The following is a 16,866-nucleotide window of genomic DNA, read 5'->3' as shown; positions in this document are numbered from 1 at the left end:
CGAATACGAACAATGTGAATTATGAAAACTTCTGATCTAACAACTCAAATGGCTAGGGTTAAAAATAATAAGACAGAAAAACAAGCGAAGGTCAGCCGTGTGCTGACCTTTTCTTGTGTTGATGGACCGGGAAATCGCCTAGTGCTGTTTCTACAAGGGTGCAATTTCGATTGTATAACCTGCCATAACCCACACACTATTAATCACTGTAACCATTGCGGAGATTGTGTGAGTGGCTGTCCAAGCCGTGCTTTAAGCATGGTTGATGGCAAAGTGAAGTGGGACCCAGCAGCTTGCACCAACTGCGATAAGTGCATTGATATCTGCGACCATAAGTCGAGCCCGAAAATTACCACAATGACGGTCTCAGAGGTTCTGGAGCTTGTCAGGCATAATCAGTTTTTCTTGAGTGGCATTACCGTTTCTGGCGGTGAAGCGACCATGCAGTTGCCGTTTATCATAGAGCTGTTTCAAGCGATTAAACGTGATCCACAGTTAGCGCATCTCACGTGTTTTATTGATAGTAATGGTTCGCTGTCACTTCAAGGGTGGGACAAGGTGTTGCCTTATCTTGATGGCGCGATGATTGACCTAAAATCATGGCAATCGGAAACACATCAATGGTTAGTGGGTAGAGGTAATCATAGGGTGTTTGAAACCATTAACTACTTAGCAGATAAAGGAAAACTGCACGAAGTTAGGTTGCTACATATCCCAAATAAAAGCGATCTTGAGGACGAAATTGAACAAGTGGGGCGTTACTTGAAGACTCTACCAAGTGATGTTCGAATTCGACTCAATGCGTTTCAGCATCATGGTGTCATTGGCGACGCGTTAGATTGGCCGAAATGCACCGAAAAACAGATGCAGAGCTTTCACGATAAGCTCTACACCATAGTTCAAAGACCGATGCAAACTCCTGAGGTTTATACCTAGTCTTTAGATTTCTTAGGCGGTCAATCAGGCTTCTAAGAACGTTAACTTTCTAAAGATATTAAGTCTCTAAAAATATTAAGCTTCTAAAAACAGGTCACACAACCATTTGATCGCTTGATCATTCATGTTGGGTTTATTCCACACCAAGCTGTACGCCACCTTACCGTAATCAAAAGGCAAGGGCTTGCTCACTAAGCCCTGAGCTTGTTTAGCATGCTCAGCCCACTGTTTAGAGCAAGTGAACAGGAAAGGTGTGTGGTGACACAACACAGCCGCAGCGCCGAAGTCCGCGACCGATATTGCCATCTCTCTTGGTTGGTGGCATTGAACCAAGTTTTGTTCAAAGTAAGGCTGAGACAGTTCGTTATCTAAAATCCCAATGTGCTTGTAATCTAAGTAGCCTTCTACCGTCAGTTCTTGCTGAGCGAGAGGGTGGTGTGCGCCCATCAAACAAACCATTTCATCTGGAAGAATTGTTTCCCAAACCAGCTCTTTGTTATCGGTCGGCGGCTGAGATATATCATGAGGCAACAAGATCAAATTGACCTTGCCACTGAGTAAAGCATCGAAGCCGAGCTGTTGTTTCGAATAGATGTTGAGCTTCGCGCTTGGCGCGAGCTCAGTGGTAATTTTACTGATCTTTGAGGCAAATACTTCGAAAGTACTTTCACGCATCGAAAGTGAAAAACTGCCTTGGTACTCTTGAGGGGTAAAACTCTTTTGATGAAGCAGTCCATTCATGCTTGAAAGAATTGCGTGAACAGTGGGCGCTATCTTCAGAGCAAAGGGAGTCGGGATAAGCTTGGTACCATCTCGATAGAAAAGCTCATCATTCAGGATGTCACGCAACTGAGACAGGGTTTTGCTTACACTCGAAGGGCTGACACAGAGTTGCTCTGAGGTCTGAGTGACGCTGTGGGTGTTCAGCATAATATGAAGCGCAGTGAGGTGCTTAAGGCTCACCCTAGATAAGTGTAAGTAATCCATTTATGACTCACGCATTCAGATTGGCTTGTGATTTTGCATGAACGACAAAATCGAACAAGCCAAATTGGATAAAGGTTATTTACGAGCTAGCTTATGGTGCGCTCTTGAAAAGTGGCCTGCGCAAAATGCGCCCACAATCGATAGTTCACCCGCTAAACACAGTGCAGCACAAACTTCAGCTAGGGCTTGTGATTTACCGTTACCATGCAGCCCAAGTAAATCTAAACAGGCTTTTTGACTTGGCAAGCCGGTACCACCACCGACAGTCCCTACCATTAAGTTAGGCAGTGTCACGCTAGCGTATAAACCGCCTTCCTTGTTGAGTTCCATACGCGTCATACCAATCGCTGACTCCGCGACACAGGCCGCGTCTTGGCCACAAGCGATGTAAAGTGCCGCCAGTGCATTCGCATAATGGGCATTAATACCGATAGTACCACTCAAAGCGCCACCGACAGTGGTCATTTGACCAAACTGGACCATCTTCTCAGGCGTCGTGTGTAGGTACTTAGCGACAAGCTCAGCAGGGATATTCACTTCTGCCGTCACCTTTTTGCCACGAACGCTGCGCAAGGTTTGGGTATTGGCTTTCTTATCGCCTGACAAGTTGCCATCAAGGAAAGCGTGGTCAGGCTTAACTGGCGTATTTTCGATGATGTACTCAAACACGGCGTTGGTCGCGATGGTCACCATATTCTGACCAGAAGCGTCTCCGGTTAGAAATTCAAACACCAAGTAAACATGGTTACCTTCGATGTTGATATTGATGTCGGTAAGTTTGCCGTGTGATGTTGTTGATTCTGCCAAGATCTTGAACTGGTCATACTGAGTTACAGCCCAAGCCACAAACTGTCCGGCTTCAACTAATCCTTGGAATGCAAAGCCAGGAGTACGTGTTACACCTTCATTGAGCAACATAGCACTGGCACCACCACAAGCTGTAATCAGCTTAGAACCACGATTGTAAGACGCGACAAGCGCAGCTTCTGTGGTCGCGAGTGGTACGAGGTAATCGCCCGTAGCAAATAGGCCATTAACTCTTAGTGGACCAGACACACCGACAGGGACTTTAACTGTGCCAATAAAGTGCTCAATGTTTTTCTCATAAGCTTGGATCTGGCTTTGTGTATGAGGGTCGAGCAGTTCTTGCTGTGAATCTGCATTATCGAGCGCTGTCCAACGACGTGTGAGATTCTTTTCTGTCAGGTAGGGGCTAGGTGTCAGCTTATTTACTGGCTTTTCAAAATGAGGCTGAAGCTTTTTTTCTAATTCGTCTGCGGAGATGTCGCCTCCTAAAATAGAAACATAGTCACGGCGATGCAGATTTAGTTTTGGCATAAATAGTATGAAGTAAAGTTTGTGCAGCAAATTGGTTTGCGCTGATTCTACCGAGTAATAAACCAGAAACAAGCGCCTGATATAATGAGTTACAGTTTGTGTGGTTGTTGAAGCAAAAAGCAGCGAAGTTTCGCGAAATATAGGCTGTATTTGAGCGAAATTTAGATATGAATGTCGAGAAGGCTACCGATGGCTTCGTTTTGACGATCAACCACACTTGCACCAACGCGGTTATAACTTGCGCTTTGTGTCAGTTTAATCAGGGAATCGGTTGAAGATGAAGCAGGTTCAGGTTCTTTGTCTTTAAAGGAAATGGCTTGTTCAGGCTCTATTTGATTAAAGCTGAGATCGCTAGCTTCGAAAGTGTCGTCGGATTCTAGAGCGTGTTTGGAGGCTTGGTTGAGCTCGATTGCGGCTTCTTCAGCCATGTTGGTGGATTGCTGAATAATGGCGTAACCAGATTGAATACCAGATATCGACATATCAGAACCTTTTATTGACGTATGGAATGAGTCTAGGCGGACGATATTTTGAGCGCAATGATGAACAGATGAAATTTACGGTAAAAATGTGAACTTAAGCTAAAATAGTGATGTCTGTCTATTAACTGAACAGGTCATTTAGCGCGTTTAACTCTTCATCAGTAAGCAAAGAAGGCTTCTCTGTTTCGAGGTTGCCGTCGATCTCACCCTGAAGTGCTTTTAATTGTTGTGGGCTAAGAAGCTGTATTTGCTGCTTAAATGCTTCAAATTGCTGTGTATTCATAGTGTGACCTTTGTTCAAATTCATATGCTCTTTAGAGCATAGCCTACTGATTCAGGAAATCAAACAAGATTAAGTGAATTTTAAATGATGTTTGAAGTTTCTTGAAACTAAGACAACTATAAATTCCTGTGGTCGTTTTTTGTCCGAGAAATGTTAGGAAAAGTTAAGGCTTGGTCAATCAAAGTCAGAAAATTCCTACAATGTAAAAACGCCTTCAACCCTTGTGGCACAAGGGTAGGTAAGTAATTTCTCTACCCAATTAGGGGTATGGGTAAAGCAATGTATAAATATTTGTGATGATCAAAAGATAAGCAATTGGCGTTATCTTTTTGTTTTTACGGTATTTTGTTTGTTGCTCAAGAAGCTTCTGTTTCAAACGACTTGTCGATCTTAACCTTAACTGCAAACTTGGTCGCTAAGGTATGCAGTTCTGGAAGCATTCGATAGATCAAATGGAGCTGTTGTAGAACCATTTTGACAGAATTCTCATCTTCTTCTCGCCATTCACTCAAACGTTTATCCAGCTCCGGGTCATAAGCGTTTTTCACTTCACAATGCTCTTTATGAGAATAGAGCTGATCATTTAGAGCGTCGAGATGCTGGTGGATTACTCTGTGCGCATCTAGCACCAGTTTGTGTGTCGCTTCATCATCAATACGCGTTCTGTGAGCACCCAGAGCCGAGATATAGCTAAGCAGAGCATGATTGAGTGTTAAGAATCGGAAGCTCTCATCTTCAGAGGTACGGTACTTACCCGGTTCAACCAACATGCTACTGATGGCGGCAGTCAGGTTTGCGTCATTATTATGAGCGCTACGACGAGCGATACGATAGTTTAGGCTATCTTTCTTACCGACACGGTATTGGCCGATGATCTGAGCGAGATAGTTCTTGTTGGAATCGAGCGCATCCGCCATCACTTTGTGCAGTCGCTTCGATTGCCAATCAGGCAACACATAAATGACAGCAAGCACGGCGAGAGCACAACCAATAAAGGTATCCGCTAACCTTGGCAATACTACCGCGTAGCCTTCACCTAATTGGTTAAAGCAGAAGAGCACAAGCAGTGTGATAAAGCCGGTCGCAAACCCGTAGTTATTGATTCGAAACGCAAAGAACATCACGCCACTGATCACAATGAACACTAATTGGCTCTCTTGCGACGGGAAGAAAGTCAGTAACGGTACTCCGATCAATAAGCCTGCGACCGTGCCAATGACACGCGCCGTCAGTTTTTGACGGGTTGCACTGTAGTTTGGCTGACACACAAACAGTGTCGTCAGTAGAATCCAATAACCTCGTTCGATATCAAAACCCTGGATAATCCCGTAGCCCAGCGTCAAAGTGATCGCCATGCGAATCGCGTGGCGGAATAGCATAGAATCGGTGTGCAAGTTAGCTTTGATCTTGTGCCACATTGCCGTCAAAGTATGAGGGTTGGTATCGTCCAATACACCTTCTTCAATCTTCTCTGCATCTGGGTTGCTGATATTCGAGAGCTGTTTTTCAACGGTTGCTAGGTTATTGAATAAGTAATCCAACTGGTTCAGCAGTGATTTCCATTTAGGATTATTCTGTTGGTGCAGATGATTGAGCGAAGACATCAGCTCATCGAGTGCCAATACAGACTTGTCACCATGCTGGTATTCAGCGCCAACTTTCAACGAGCTCGCCACTTCTTTACACGCAGTGGCCTGCGCTTCCAGTAGATACTTAAATCTAAACAACACGTCAGAGCGCTCAAAGTGTTTTGCTAGCTCTTGATAGCGATAGTGGCTAGAGCTGACGCGTTCATGAATATCTTGTGCGATGAAGTAGGTGTTAAGAAATCGGTCACTAGGGCCGTCAATGTGTCCGCGCTTAGAGCGATTAAGCAGCGTCGCTTTACACATGTTGAGTGCGTTAACGGTACTCGCGTTGAGTTTGGCTTCAATGATTCGGTGTGGCTGGGGAATCAAGTCAGAAACGGGGTAGAAGAGTTCCGCTTTTGAATCGATGTAGTTACCGATTTGATCGAATACCGTGGCTAAGTTTTGCTGCACAGGTTGCATTGGCCACACTATCTGCCAAATCATCGACATGAAGTAGTACCAAGCGGCGCCAGTTAACAGTAGAAGCGGTTGAAACCAAAGGTTGGTGCTCTCGTGTGCACCAAGCATGGTATAGATGGCAACCAAGAGAGAACCAAACGCGATACTCGCGTATTTAGGGCCAATTGCCCCGAGAATGATAAAAGAGAAGGTTGAAACAAAAAGCCCTATCGCGAACAGCCAAGGCGTATCGAAGAGAAGCTCAATAGAGAAAGCCGCAACGGCGAAACAGATAAAGGTCAGCGTGAGTGCTTTCAAGCGCCCGGTAAAGCTGTCATCACTTTCCGCAAGAGCCGCAGCAATAACGCCTAAGATCAAAGGCGTGATCAGTGTGTTTTGTCCATAATACCAAGCAGGCACCACCACGCCGAGTAGAGTGATGAGAATTAATACGCTGTAATTTATGGTTTTATTCGCCCAATAGAGGCGTAATTTGGCTGAAAAGTCCACAGTCGCTCACTTGACACACTAAAAACCATAATCCTAACAGAAATCAAGCACAAGAATTTGATACTTATCCATAATTGCCCGTAGGTGGTCATGAAAGCGTCGATAAGATATGAGATATTATTAATTCTCATTGCATCATGATATAAATTCAATATTCCCAATTAAGAGCACACTCCAATGCAGCTAAGCGCTAACAAGACTGCACAGTTTTTTATTCAAAATGAATATCATCAGGTTGAACTTGATGGTCCACGCTTGCTGTTATCTTCAGTAGGCAGTGAAGAGCGTATCCCATTTACTATTTGGAGTGGCAAGATCGCGATAAAGCGCGGATTGTTCTGGGGATCGCTACAATTTTTTGCTAATCAACAAGATGGAACACAGCGCAGTTGGTTAGTACAAGGCTTACCTTGGGATCAATGCCGTCAATTTGCACGCGCGTCAGTTAGTGCTTATCAGAAGTGGCACGACACTCAATGTGAACAATTGGCTGAACACGTACCTCAGTGGGAAGCTGAATTAACACGTCTTGAGCAATTACCAGCCTTTCTACCGCATTCTAAGGTCAACACTTGGGTTGATATGGTCAACTCAGGCTTAGAGAGTATGACAATGACGCTAGAAGAGGCCGCACAACGCATGCCAAACCGCATCGCAAGAATGCAGCCATGGTTATCTGAAACGGAAATCAAGCAAGCTGAAAGAAACCAGCAATGGCTAGAGACCGAGCGAAAAAACTGGGAAGTGTTGTTTGCGCAATGTGAGTCGTCACCACTGAACTTATCGCAGCAATATGCGGTGTTGATGAATGATGATCACAACCTTATTTTAGCGGGTGCAGGCTCGGGTAAAACCAGTGTTCTAACGGCTCGCGTCGCGTATTTACTGCAAAGCCATCAAGCTCAAGCTGAAGAGTTGCTATTGCTCGCTTTTGGTCGTGAAGCGGCAGAAGAGATGAAGCAACGTCTCGACAGCAAAATTGGTTTATCAGCAGAGAAGGTGCAAGTCAGCACTTTCCACCAGTTGGGTTTAAAGATACTGAATCAAGTTGAACCCGAACGTGTGGTTATTTCTCCTTTAGCGCTCGATGACAACCAACGCCAAGCATGGTGCATTGATTGGTTGAAGAAGCACTGGATGACACCGACCAACTTTAAACGTTGGCAAAAGCATTTGTCTAAATGGCCAATCGCTTATTTAACCGGTGACGATGAGCTTGGTAGCCACGTTTCAAACCTCAAATTGATCGGTTGGCTTGAAAAGCAGCTAGAACAGTTGAATGCGTCGGGTTTAACCAAAAAAGAAGTACAGCAACAGCTGATTGATCACCGAGACTATGCTCGCCTCAACAGCGAGCTTTCACTGTGTTGGCCATGTGTAACCGCGTGGCAAAAGGAGCTGAAAGAACAGAATCATATCGACTTCTCAATCATGATCAGCCGAGCGACTCAGTATGTCGAGAAGGGCAAGTTTATCTCACCTTGGAAGTTCATCATGATCGATGAATACCAAGATATCTCACCTGATCGTCTTGCCTTGGTTGAAGCACTGTGTAATCAGTCTAAAGCCGAGCATCAAGCCTCTATTTTTGCAGTAGGCGATGACTGGCAGTCGATTTACCAGTTTGCAGGTGCGGATGTGGATTTGACCACGGGCTTTAAGGATCGTTTTGAAAGTTCGACCATTCATCACCTAGATACGACTTACCGCTTTAACAATCAGTTAGGTGCGGTGGCTAATCGCTTTGTACAAGAAAACCCAATTCAGATTCCGAAAGAACTGAACAGCTTCAAGCAACAGAAGCAGAAGGCGGTGTACAGTGCGCCAAGTAAAGAAGTTGAGAAGATTCTTGATCAACTGAACCGTCAATCCAAAGGCAAAACCAATAAATTGGTGCTGCTACTTGGACGTAATCATTACCACAAGCCAGAGTTGTTGGAAGACTGGAAGAAGATCTTCACTTCCATTGATATCAAGTTCATGACTTGCCACGGCAGTAAAGGTAAAGAGGCGGACTTTGTCATTATTCTTTGTGTTGACGAAGGACAGTTCCCGACCAAGAAGAAACAGCTGCATATTGATGGCGCATTGACTGAATCATCAGACGCGTTCCCTTATGCTGAAGAGCGTCGTTTATTCTATGTAGCAATGACGCGGGCAAAAGAGAAAGTATGGATCACGCACAGTGGCGACGGCTCTGGCTTTGTGCAGGAGCTGCATGGTTCTGATTACCCAGTTGTTCGTAAAAAGTGATGTTACTTGACTTGATTGTCTAAGATTAGATCTTCAATCCCTGCCTTAATATCACAAGGCAGACGCATAAAGCATAAGGAATTTGCTATGGAACACGGTTCTATTAACTACATTGAATTTGCTGCGAAAGACATCGCCGCAACTAAGGCATTTTTCAGTCAAGTGTTTGGTTGGAGCTTTGAAGACTATGGCCCTGAGTATTCTGCGTTTGAAGGCAAAGGCTTAATGGGCGGCTTCTATTTGGCGGATCTGGCGTCGAATACGGATAATGGCGCGGCGCTGATGGTTTTTTATAGCCAAGATCTTGAGCAAACCGAGCGCGATGTAATTGATGCTGGTGGTCAGATAAACCGTGAGATCTTTAGCTTTCCCGGCGGCAGACGTTTCCATTTCAGAGAGCCAAGTGGCAACGAGATGGCAGTGTGGAGCGATAAATAGAGAGACTCTCGCACTGTTTTATGATTGAACTGTTTAATGTCTGAAAACGAGACATAAAAAAGCCTGCGATAAAATGCAGGCTTTTTAGTCTGTTCAGTAGAGAGCACATTTAACGTGCGATTACGTGCGCTCAGCTAGGTACGCTTCGTAGTCTGGGATCTCGATGATTACTTCTTCTTCAAGCAGTGAAGAGTTAAACAAGAAATTAGCGGTAGCGCGGTTAGTGGCCACAGGAATGTTCCAAACACTTGCGATACGAAGCAGTGCTTTTACGTCTGGGTCATGTGGTACAGCATTAAGTGGATCCCAGAAGAAAATCAGCATATCGATCTTGCCTTCAGAGATAAGCGCGCCAAGTTGTTGGTCACCGCCCATAGGGCCGCTGATCATGCTCTTGATTGCTAAGTCTGTCTCTTTAATTAGTAAAGAACCAGTCGTGCCCGTTGCGTAAAGGAAGTGCTTTTGTAGTTTTTCTTTGTTCTCTTTGACCCATCTTAGTAGCTCAGGTTTGAAGTGGTCATGAGCGACCAAAGCGATATGCTTATGTGTTGGCATAGTGCGCGTCGTTTTTTGCATGAATGTTCCCTAAATTGTTGTTTCGTTTTTATTGTTTTGAGTTCTTCAGCCAATATAGCACTAAGGATTCACACTGAATACCGGACGAAACTCAGAAGGTGACAATGAGTCGGCGATAATTTGATCTTTGAGAGTTGCAGGTGTCAGCGCTTCGATAATCGGTGCGCTGTGTTGCTCGTAAGGTTGACCGCGTAAGTAACTCGTGGCTTGTTTTACCGACAAGCGACCTTGCTCAACCATTTTATCGGTTGGCGCAAAAAGTACCTTGTTACGAAGTAAACCACGGTAGGTTCCGTGACTTAAGTAACTCGAAATTAACCCAATCTCTTCGGTTTTATCGGCCGCTCGTAGCTCACTGATCGCTGCTTCAATCGCGACGGCACTTCCGACTATATATTGGATATCCGGCTCCTCGATCACCTGTTGTACTAGGTTTCTTTGCAGTTCTTTATCGTTATCTGCCCAATAGCTGATCGCGATTTTGATATCACTCGACTTGATCGCATCATAAAACCCCAGTGCCACAGGCTTAGTGCCGCCACTTGCTTGTGGACCAAGTAACAGGGCGATAGGTGTTTCGCCTGATCCTTTCGGGTGTCGTTTCGACAAAAAATCTCCGACTTGGTATCCCATTTGGTACCAATCGACACCGACCGTACCTTTTAATACCTTCTGTTGTTCTTCATTGACGGTTAACTCATTTACCGTAGCAAACACAGGCGTCGAGCCAACCCAATCGCTGAGATTGTCATGATACGCATCGGGTGAAACCGTACCTAAAATAATGGCATCGGCTCCCCATTGCGTGCAAAGCACCAGTTGCGAGGCTTGTTTGGCCACGTTGGGGTAACCGCCAGCTTCCAATACTCTTAGCTCAACTTGCTGCTTTTCTGCTTCAGAGATCATTCCATAGTTTACCGACAACCAATAAGAGTCTTTGAGGTGCGGATAAATGGCACAGATTTTCTCTTTTTGTGATGTGGCATTGGCGGGCTTTATTGGGCTCAAAGGCTCACTAGCACCTGCGACAGTAGTTACTGAGGCCAGTAGTGAGAGAAGAATTATTGAAGCGAAAGGTCTAGATAGCATGAATTGCCGTTTTGTTGGTTTTAGATAAGAAACACTGCAAAATATAGCGTATTCTGCATGGGTAAAGAAGAACGTTTTAAGGTTTAGAGTTTATGTTGTTAGCTTCAGCGAGTATTGGACGCAAGCTGCTGGCCTCATTCTTAGTGATGGCACTGTTGGTTCTATTGTCTGCATTGATCGGTGTTTCTGGTTTTAGCTTTGTAGCCAAAACGGAAAGAAACGTCGTTGATTCGGCGCTTCCTGCCATGATCGAAGCTCGTCAGGTTTCTGAGTTGAGTAACCGTATTATTTCGTCAGTACAAACACTTTCTAATGCGAGAAACGAGGCCGAAAGAAAAGAGGCTGGCACCGTACTGTTTGACCAACTTGAGTCGCTTCTTCAACATATCAAAGAGCTTGGTGTCGACAGTTTCGATTCTCAGCTCCTCAATAAACTCGAAAACAATGTTCAAAGCGTTATTAACACACTGGCTGAGTTGGGTGTGTCGGTTGAGCGTAAGCTTTGGTTAAGCAAAGAGTTGTCGTCTCGTGTCGAAGAGATGCGCCTATTGGCCGAAGAGCTAGAGCAGTTGACGCGAACCCAAGTTTTGAACACGGCTACCATTGCGGTTGCTAACGTCACGCATATCTATGACCTGCTAGAAACCAAAGAAACGGATAAAGCCTACCAAGCCTTAGATGCGCTTGTAGAGGTTGACCTTGATTTGTCTGAGCGCCTACACGAATTGCATTTGCTGGCGTTCAAAATGCTTAACCAAATTGAAGAAACGCAAACCGTTACCAACGTAGAGCGTATTCATCAAATCCAATCAGAATTTGAATCCAACCTAAGAATCATGGCGCGCCGCGTTAAAGCGGTCGAAGATCCTACTCGTTCAGCGCAGATGTCTCAGCTTCTAGAAGAGCTCAGAAAACGCCAAGTCGTGTTCGATATTTCATTAGAACAATATGAGAACACCAAAAAGTCAGAGTTTCTGATGCAAAATACGTTGGAGCTGTTCTCTCAGCTGAATACAACGGTTAACCAACTGGTTGATGATTCAAACCGCAGTACCAAAAAAGCGGTTGATGAGCTGACCAGCACGTTGAATTTGGCTCAATGGTCACTGTCTGTGATTTCGGTTATTGGTTTGGTTATTGTTGCATTTATCGTGTGGCGAGTGGTGTATATCTCGGTTGTTAAACGTCTTACTGAATACTCATCGGCCTTGATGTCTATCGCACAAGGTCGCCTGAATATTGATATCTCGGTAAAGGGTAATGATGAGCTGGCTCATATGGGCGAGGCGATCATCACTGCCAGAAACACCGCGCAGGCGCTACAAGTGGTTGCGGTGGGTGAAGCAAAGGCGAAACGCGAACTTGAAGAGCACAAAGAACACTTAGAAGAGTTGGTCACAGACCGAACCTACCAGCTGCAAAAGACCAATGAGAAGCTGAACATCGAGGTAGGGAACCACGCTAAGGCTCGTAACGCCGCAGAACAAGCAAGCCGCGCAAAATCCGCTTTCCTTGCGACGATGAGTCATGAAATACGAACGCCGATGAACGGTGTATTAGGTACTGCAAGATTGCTCAAAGATACCGGGTTAGACCCGCTGCAATCCGGCTATGCAGACATCATTAACCGCAGCGGTAAGAACCTACTCGCGATTTTGAATGACGTGTTGGATTACTCAAAGATTGAAGCAGGGCATTTAGAAATCCGCACTGCTTCGTTTGATCTTCATCAGATGGTTCAAGATACCTACCAATTGATGGAAGGGCGTGCCGCTGAGAAGAAGCTGAACTTTGATTTCCATATTGAAAGTGATGTGCAACGCTATTGGCGTGGTGACGTAACGCGAATCAGCCAAATCTTGAATAATTTGGTCGGTAACGCGATTAAGTTTACGGAAAGTGGCTCGGTCGATATCTTTATCAGCTTAGATATCGAAGATGAAAATCGAGTGATGTTTGAAGTGTCAGATACAGGTGTCGGTATTGATGCTAGCGAACAAGCTTGTCTGTTTGATGCCTTTACCCAAACCGATAGCGGTCGCAACAAAACCGGCGGCACAGGGCTTGGATTAGCGATCAGTAAAAGCATCATGTTGGCAATGAACGGGGATATTGGCGTTCATTCTGAAGAAGGCGAGGGTAGCCAGTTTTGGTTCTCACTGCCACTTGAAGCCGGTGAGAAGATAGAAACGAAAGTACCGGTCATTGAAGCGTGTATTCGAGCTAAAGTACTTCTGATTGAAGATAACCCCGTAAACTGCATCGTTGCTGAAGGCTTCTTGCATAACTTGGGGCACGAGGTTGTGATTGCGACAACCGGACAAGAAGCGAGAGCCATATTCAGTGAGCAAGAGTTCGATATTGCGCTGGTGGACATTAACTTACCCGACTGCGATGGCGTCGAGTTAATTCAACAACTCAAAGACGATGCGCTTCAGCATAAAAGTGAAGAAGACGTAATTCGAAAAGTACCCCCAATGATCGCAGTATCGGCTCATGTGTTTAACGAAGAAGTGGAAAGCTATTTGTCGTCTGGCTTTGATGGATTCTTACCTAAGCCGTTAGAGAAGGAAGCATTATCGGAATTGATTGTTGAGCAGTTGGACGGTCACACGCTGTTGCTGCCTCAGCCGGATCCGTCAGATGCTGTTTGCTGTCAGCTAAACTCTAAACCTCAGGAAACCGAGCTAGACTTATCAGCATTGGCATTTGCAAGCTCGACACAACGAGCAAACCAAGACGCGGAACATAATCAAGGAGAACCGATTGTGCAGATGATTACCCCTAAGATTATCAAAGACGACTTGGCCATTCTCGGTCGAGAAAAAATAGTGCAGATTGTTGGGTTGTTTGACCAAAGCAGCCAAGTCACTCTCGATGAACTGATTGTGGCAAGTGCCGCTGACAACGCTCGTGAAATTAAGTCTTTAGCTCATAAACTGAAAGGGTCTGCCGGCAGCCTAGGATTATCTGCACTGTTTGCTTTATGCCAGAGCATTGAAGCGAGCGAGGATCCATTACTTCAATATCGCGATAATGCAGACTCATTACCTGAATTGGTGAAAGACTCGTTAGCAGCGCTCCGAGAGCAACTATAGAGTGGCTATTGGGCGGAAAGCCCCAAAATAAGAACAGAAAACAAAAAGCAGGCTATTTCTCCGTTTTAATATGAAGAAGTGACCTGCTTTTTTATTGTCGAATAAGAATCTAAGTAAGGCTTTCAAGGAACGGCTCTAAGCCATCTTGATATGTCCAGCAGCTTTGATCTTAACGTGAACCATATTGCCTTGTAGGTAGCTTAATGGAATCTCGCTGCGTTCAATGATCGCGACATTATCGCTGCATGCGCCAGCTTCAATCGCCAGTTGCTTTGATTGCGCTTCCAAGCCCTTTAAGGTCTCTTCACGTGATGCTGGGTCAATCGGTATGATCTTATCGAATTGACCTGATATTTCACCCAACGCAACACCAATCGCATTAGCCACTTCAAAGTGCTCAGGACGAACCACTTGGCTCACACCTTCAAAATGATCTGGGAATAGGGCACTACCACCACCAACCATGATTACGGGTACACTCGCCGCAGAGGTCTTCATCTTATCGATGCCTTCTTCAACATCCGTGACCATTTGTTGATAAATCTTGCTTGCTTGTTCGGCTGAAACACCAATCTCATCACTCAGTTGATGTTCTGCCTGCCACTGCATTTGTCCTGTTTTGAGTGCAATATCGGTGAGCGTAAGTTCATCACCACCAAAGCTACGCGCCGTTTGCGTCAAGGTATGGCCAACACTTTCTGGGCCTAGCTCGATACGCTGCTGTTCAAAGCGAACCTTGGTACCACCACCAATGGCTAACGCCAAAATATCAGGCATACGGAAGTTGGTTCTCACTTCACCGATTTCTACTGCTAAGCTCGATTCTCTTGGGTAGCCGTGAGTCAGTACGCCGATATCAGACGTAGTGCCGCCCACATCGACCACAATCGCGTCTTTTAACTTAGTTAAGTGACTCGCTCCACGAATCGAGTTTGTTGGCCCACAAGCCACGGTGAGAATCGGGTACATCAATGCGAACTGCTGTGACATCAGTGTTCCGTCGTTCTGACCGAAATAAGGCGTGGTGTGGATTTCATGATTGATGAGTGCACTGCAAAAGCCGTCAACGAATCGTTTTGCTGTCCCTTGCAGAGCCGCATTGAGGATAGTGGCGTTCTCACGCTCTAAAAGCCCTAAACTGCCCACTTTATGGGATAACGATAGGTTCACGCCCGGAAGTTCTTGTTGAATCCATTCTGCTGCTTGAAGCTCCTGGTCGCCGTTGACGGGAGAGAACACTCCGCAGATAGCAATGGAATCCACTTGGCCTTTCATTTTCTGGCAAAGCTCGCGGATCTCAGACTCTTGAATGTCGGCAATCAACTGGCCGTCATATTCATAGCCGCCGTGTGCTTGGTAGAAGTGCTGACCAAGCAGGTTTTGCCACGCTTCACTCCAACCACAAAGGGGCGGGACGCTATCACCACTGGGAAGCGCTAAGCGAATCATGCCGACTCTGTCTAAGCCTTTTCGTTCAACGATTGCGTTGGTGCATTGAGTCGTGCCAAGCATCGCGTGTTTCACTTGCTGACCATCAATGTTTGCTTGGTTTAATAGCGCAGAAATCGCGTTGTCGATCCCTGTTGAAACATCATGTGTGGTTGCGGTTTTTACTTTGGCAATCACATTTAAGTCTGCGTCGAGCAGCACACCGTCGGTATTGGTGCCACCTACGTCAATGCCCAAACGGCAGTAATCAAGCGTAATGTTTGTCATGCTACTACCTCTTCAATGCAGACTTTAATTGTTCAATGGTTTGATACTCGACGGTGTAGCCAAAGTAACCCGGGCCCGCGACTTCAATACCTTTGTCAGTGCGCCATTTGGGGTCGCAAGGGTAGGCGATAAGGTCGATGCGCTGCCCGTAACGAAGTTGTTCGGTTGTGATTGGCTTGCCGGTTTCATGATCCAAGATCGAAATAAGATCCGGTGTTGATGCCAGCAGGTTATCTTGGCTCATGTCTGCGCGGCTTGTACCTTTGTGCGCGAGAAGTAATTCGTTTTGGAACTGCACAAACACGTTATCGACGCCGGTATCTTCAAACTGAGCCAGCTTTTCAATCACGACACCACCTGTTGCAAAACCACCATCGGTTTCACGTTGAATATCAACAATCTTGCCACTGATGATGGTATGGCCGCCGACAATGTCTAATACGGCCTGTGTGCCACTTTTATTGTTGTCGTTCGCCAGTCTAATCGCTTCACCAATCTTCATTGCTTGGGTCAGTGTCGCAGGCAGTGCACTGCGTTTTAGGTTCTTACCGTTCATTGGGTAATCGCACATTGCTGCAGAGCCACCCATCTGTTCGGTAATCGGCCTCGCAAACTTTTCAGACCAAATACCGTCAATCGGATAAAGCGTGACGACATTGCCACGCTCATCGGCCAATGTGTTCGGTGCCGAAGGGAGACCATCAAGAAAGAAGGTCACCATCTGAGCTTCTGGGAACGCACGTCCCATCGCATCACAATCGATCACAGGAATGTTCTTTTGTGCTGCAACGAGAATTGGAATCAATGAATTGAAGCCGCCTACTTCGATAGGAAACGTTGCCGCTACTTCAGTGCCGAGCGCTTTTTCCATCGCTTCGAAAGCAATCAACATTTGATCTTTCGAATTGAGTTTCTCTACTGCGACTGTTGGTGCGCCAATCATTGAAGAGGGCACTGTCATCCAATCGTCTTGCACGTCTTCTAAAGGAATCATGCGTACAGGGTGCTTTGCCGTTGCAATGGCTACTTTCGCCATCAAGGCACCGCTGTATGGGTCACCGCCGCCGCCAGTACCTAATACCGTCGCACCCAGCGCGATATCATCAATCATTTGTTCAGTAATAATCACA

The 16,866-nt window shown here is 45.7% G+C and carries 14 protein-coding genes; 5 read left to right on the top strand and 9 right to left on the bottom strand.

The genetic code is table 11. The features are described 5' to 3' along the window. Window positions 1-21 precede the first annotated feature (21 nt). On the top strand, window positions 22-936 hold the full coding sequence (locus tag ACED46_RS09675; protein ID WP_371721352.1) for a YjjW family glycine radical enzyme activase: 915 nt from the start codon (window positions 22-24) through the stop codon (window positions 934-936). A gap of 75 nt (window positions 937-1,011) precedes the next feature. Here ACED46_RS09675 and ACED46_RS09670 read toward each other — a convergent pair whose 3' ends face one another. The 5 genes from ACED46_RS09670 to yccS form a co-directional block, all read right to left on the bottom strand. Then, window positions 1,012-1,923 carry a LysR family transcriptional regulator gene (locus tag ACED46_RS09670; RefSeq protein WP_065584590.1) on the bottom strand — a complete coding sequence of 304 codons (912 nt, stop codon included), beginning with the start codon at window positions 1,921-1,923 and terminating at the stop codon, window positions 1,012-1,014. Window positions 1,924-1,998: 75 nt separating this feature from the next. Continuing rightward, a complete protein-coding gene (locus ACED46_RS09665) occupies window positions 1,999-3,261 on the bottom strand; it encodes a hydroxymethylglutaryl-CoA reductase (protein WP_048617136.1) in 1,263 nt (420 codons plus the stop codon). Window positions 3,262-3,422: 161 nt separating this feature from the next. Further along, window positions 3,423-3,743, bottom strand: coding sequence for a hypothetical protein (locus tag ACED46_RS09660; RefSeq protein ID WP_017060893.1), 321 nt, complete (start codon window positions 3,741-3,743; stop codon window positions 3,423-3,425). A 121-nt stretch (window positions 3,744-3,864) separates the two neighbouring features. After that, the gene (locus tag ACED46_RS09655) at window positions 3,865-4,050 is read right to left on the bottom strand and encodes a hypothetical protein (RefSeq protein ID WP_017064780.1); all 186 of its coding nucleotides are present in this window, start codon (window positions 4,048-4,050) and stop codon (window positions 3,865-3,867) included. A 332-nt stretch (window positions 4,051-4,382) separates the two neighbouring features. Next, complete coding sequence (gene yccS / locus ACED46_RS09650; RefSeq protein ID WP_017060891.1) at window positions 4,383-6,566, bottom strand: YccS family putative transporter; 2,184 nt, start codon at window positions 6,564-6,566, stop codon at window positions 4,383-4,385. A 177-nt stretch (window positions 6,567-6,743) separates the two neighbouring features. Here yccS and helD point away from each other — a divergent pair, with 177 nt between their 5' ends. Both helD and ACED46_RS09640 read left to right on the top strand, forming a co-directional pair. Then, window positions 6,744-8,819 (top strand): DNA helicase IV, encoded by a 2,076-nt coding sequence (gene helD / locus ACED46_RS09645; protein ID WP_102332912.1) that lies wholly within the window; start codon window positions 6,744-6,746, stop codon window positions 8,817-8,819. 87 nt (window positions 8,820-8,906) lie between these two features. Then, a complete protein-coding gene (locus tag ACED46_RS09640; RefSeq protein ID WP_017071128.1) occupies window positions 8,907-9,257 on the top strand; it encodes a VOC family protein in 351 nt (116 codons plus the stop codon). Window positions 9,258-9,377: 120 nt separating this feature from the next. Here the strand turns inward: ACED46_RS09640 and ACED46_RS09635 are convergent, their stop codons facing one another. Continuing rightward, window positions 9,378-9,833 (bottom strand): methylglyoxal synthase, encoded by a 456-nt coding sequence (locus tag ACED46_RS09635; protein ID WP_371721351.1) that lies wholly within the window; start codon window positions 9,831-9,833, stop codon window positions 9,378-9,380. 60 nt (window positions 9,834-9,893) lie between these two features. Beyond that, entirely contained in the window at window positions 9,894-10,841 is a 948-nt protein-coding gene (gene torT, locus ACED46_RS09630; protein WP_240798932.1) for a TMAO reductase system periplasmic protein TorT, read from the bottom strand. Between torT and ACED46_RS09625 the strand changes: the two genes are divergently transcribed. Then, window positions 10,786-10,950 (top strand): hypothetical protein, encoded by a 165-nt coding sequence (locus ACED46_RS09625; RefSeq protein WP_017060886.1) that lies wholly within the window; start codon window positions 10,786-10,788, stop codon window positions 10,948-10,950. The genes torT and ACED46_RS09625 overlap by 56 nt on opposite strands. 64 nt (window positions 10,951-11,014) lie before the next feature. Further along, window positions 11,015-14,020 (top strand): TMAO reductase system sensor histidine kinase/response regulator TorS, encoded by a 3,006-nt coding sequence (torS, locus tag ACED46_RS09620; protein ID WP_371721350.1) that lies wholly within the window; start codon window positions 11,015-11,017, stop codon window positions 14,018-14,020. A 135-nt stretch (window positions 14,021-14,155) separates the two neighbouring features. Here the strand turns inward: torS and ACED46_RS09615 are convergent, their stop codons facing one another. Then, entirely contained in the window at window positions 14,156-15,736 is a 1,581-nt protein-coding gene (locus ACED46_RS09615; RefSeq protein WP_371721349.1) for a hydantoinase/oxoprolinase N-terminal domain-containing protein, read from the bottom strand. A 4-nt stretch (window positions 15,737-15,740) separates the two neighbouring features. After that, window positions 15,741-16,865, bottom strand: a complete 1,125-nt coding sequence (locus ACED46_RS09610; protein ID WP_017064776.1) for a DUF917 domain-containing protein — start codon at window positions 16,863-16,865, stop codon at window positions 15,741-15,743. Window position 16,866 lies beyond the last annotated feature (1 nt).

The sequence above is a fragment of the Vibrio sp. 1S139 genome (genome assembly GCF_041439475.1).
GTDB lineage: Bacteria > Pseudomonadota > Gammaproteobacteria > Enterobacterales > Vibrionaceae > Vibrio > Vibrio crassostreae_C.
Note: the sequence above shows the minus strand (reverse complement) of the source record. Positions and strands in the feature narration are given on the sequence as shown.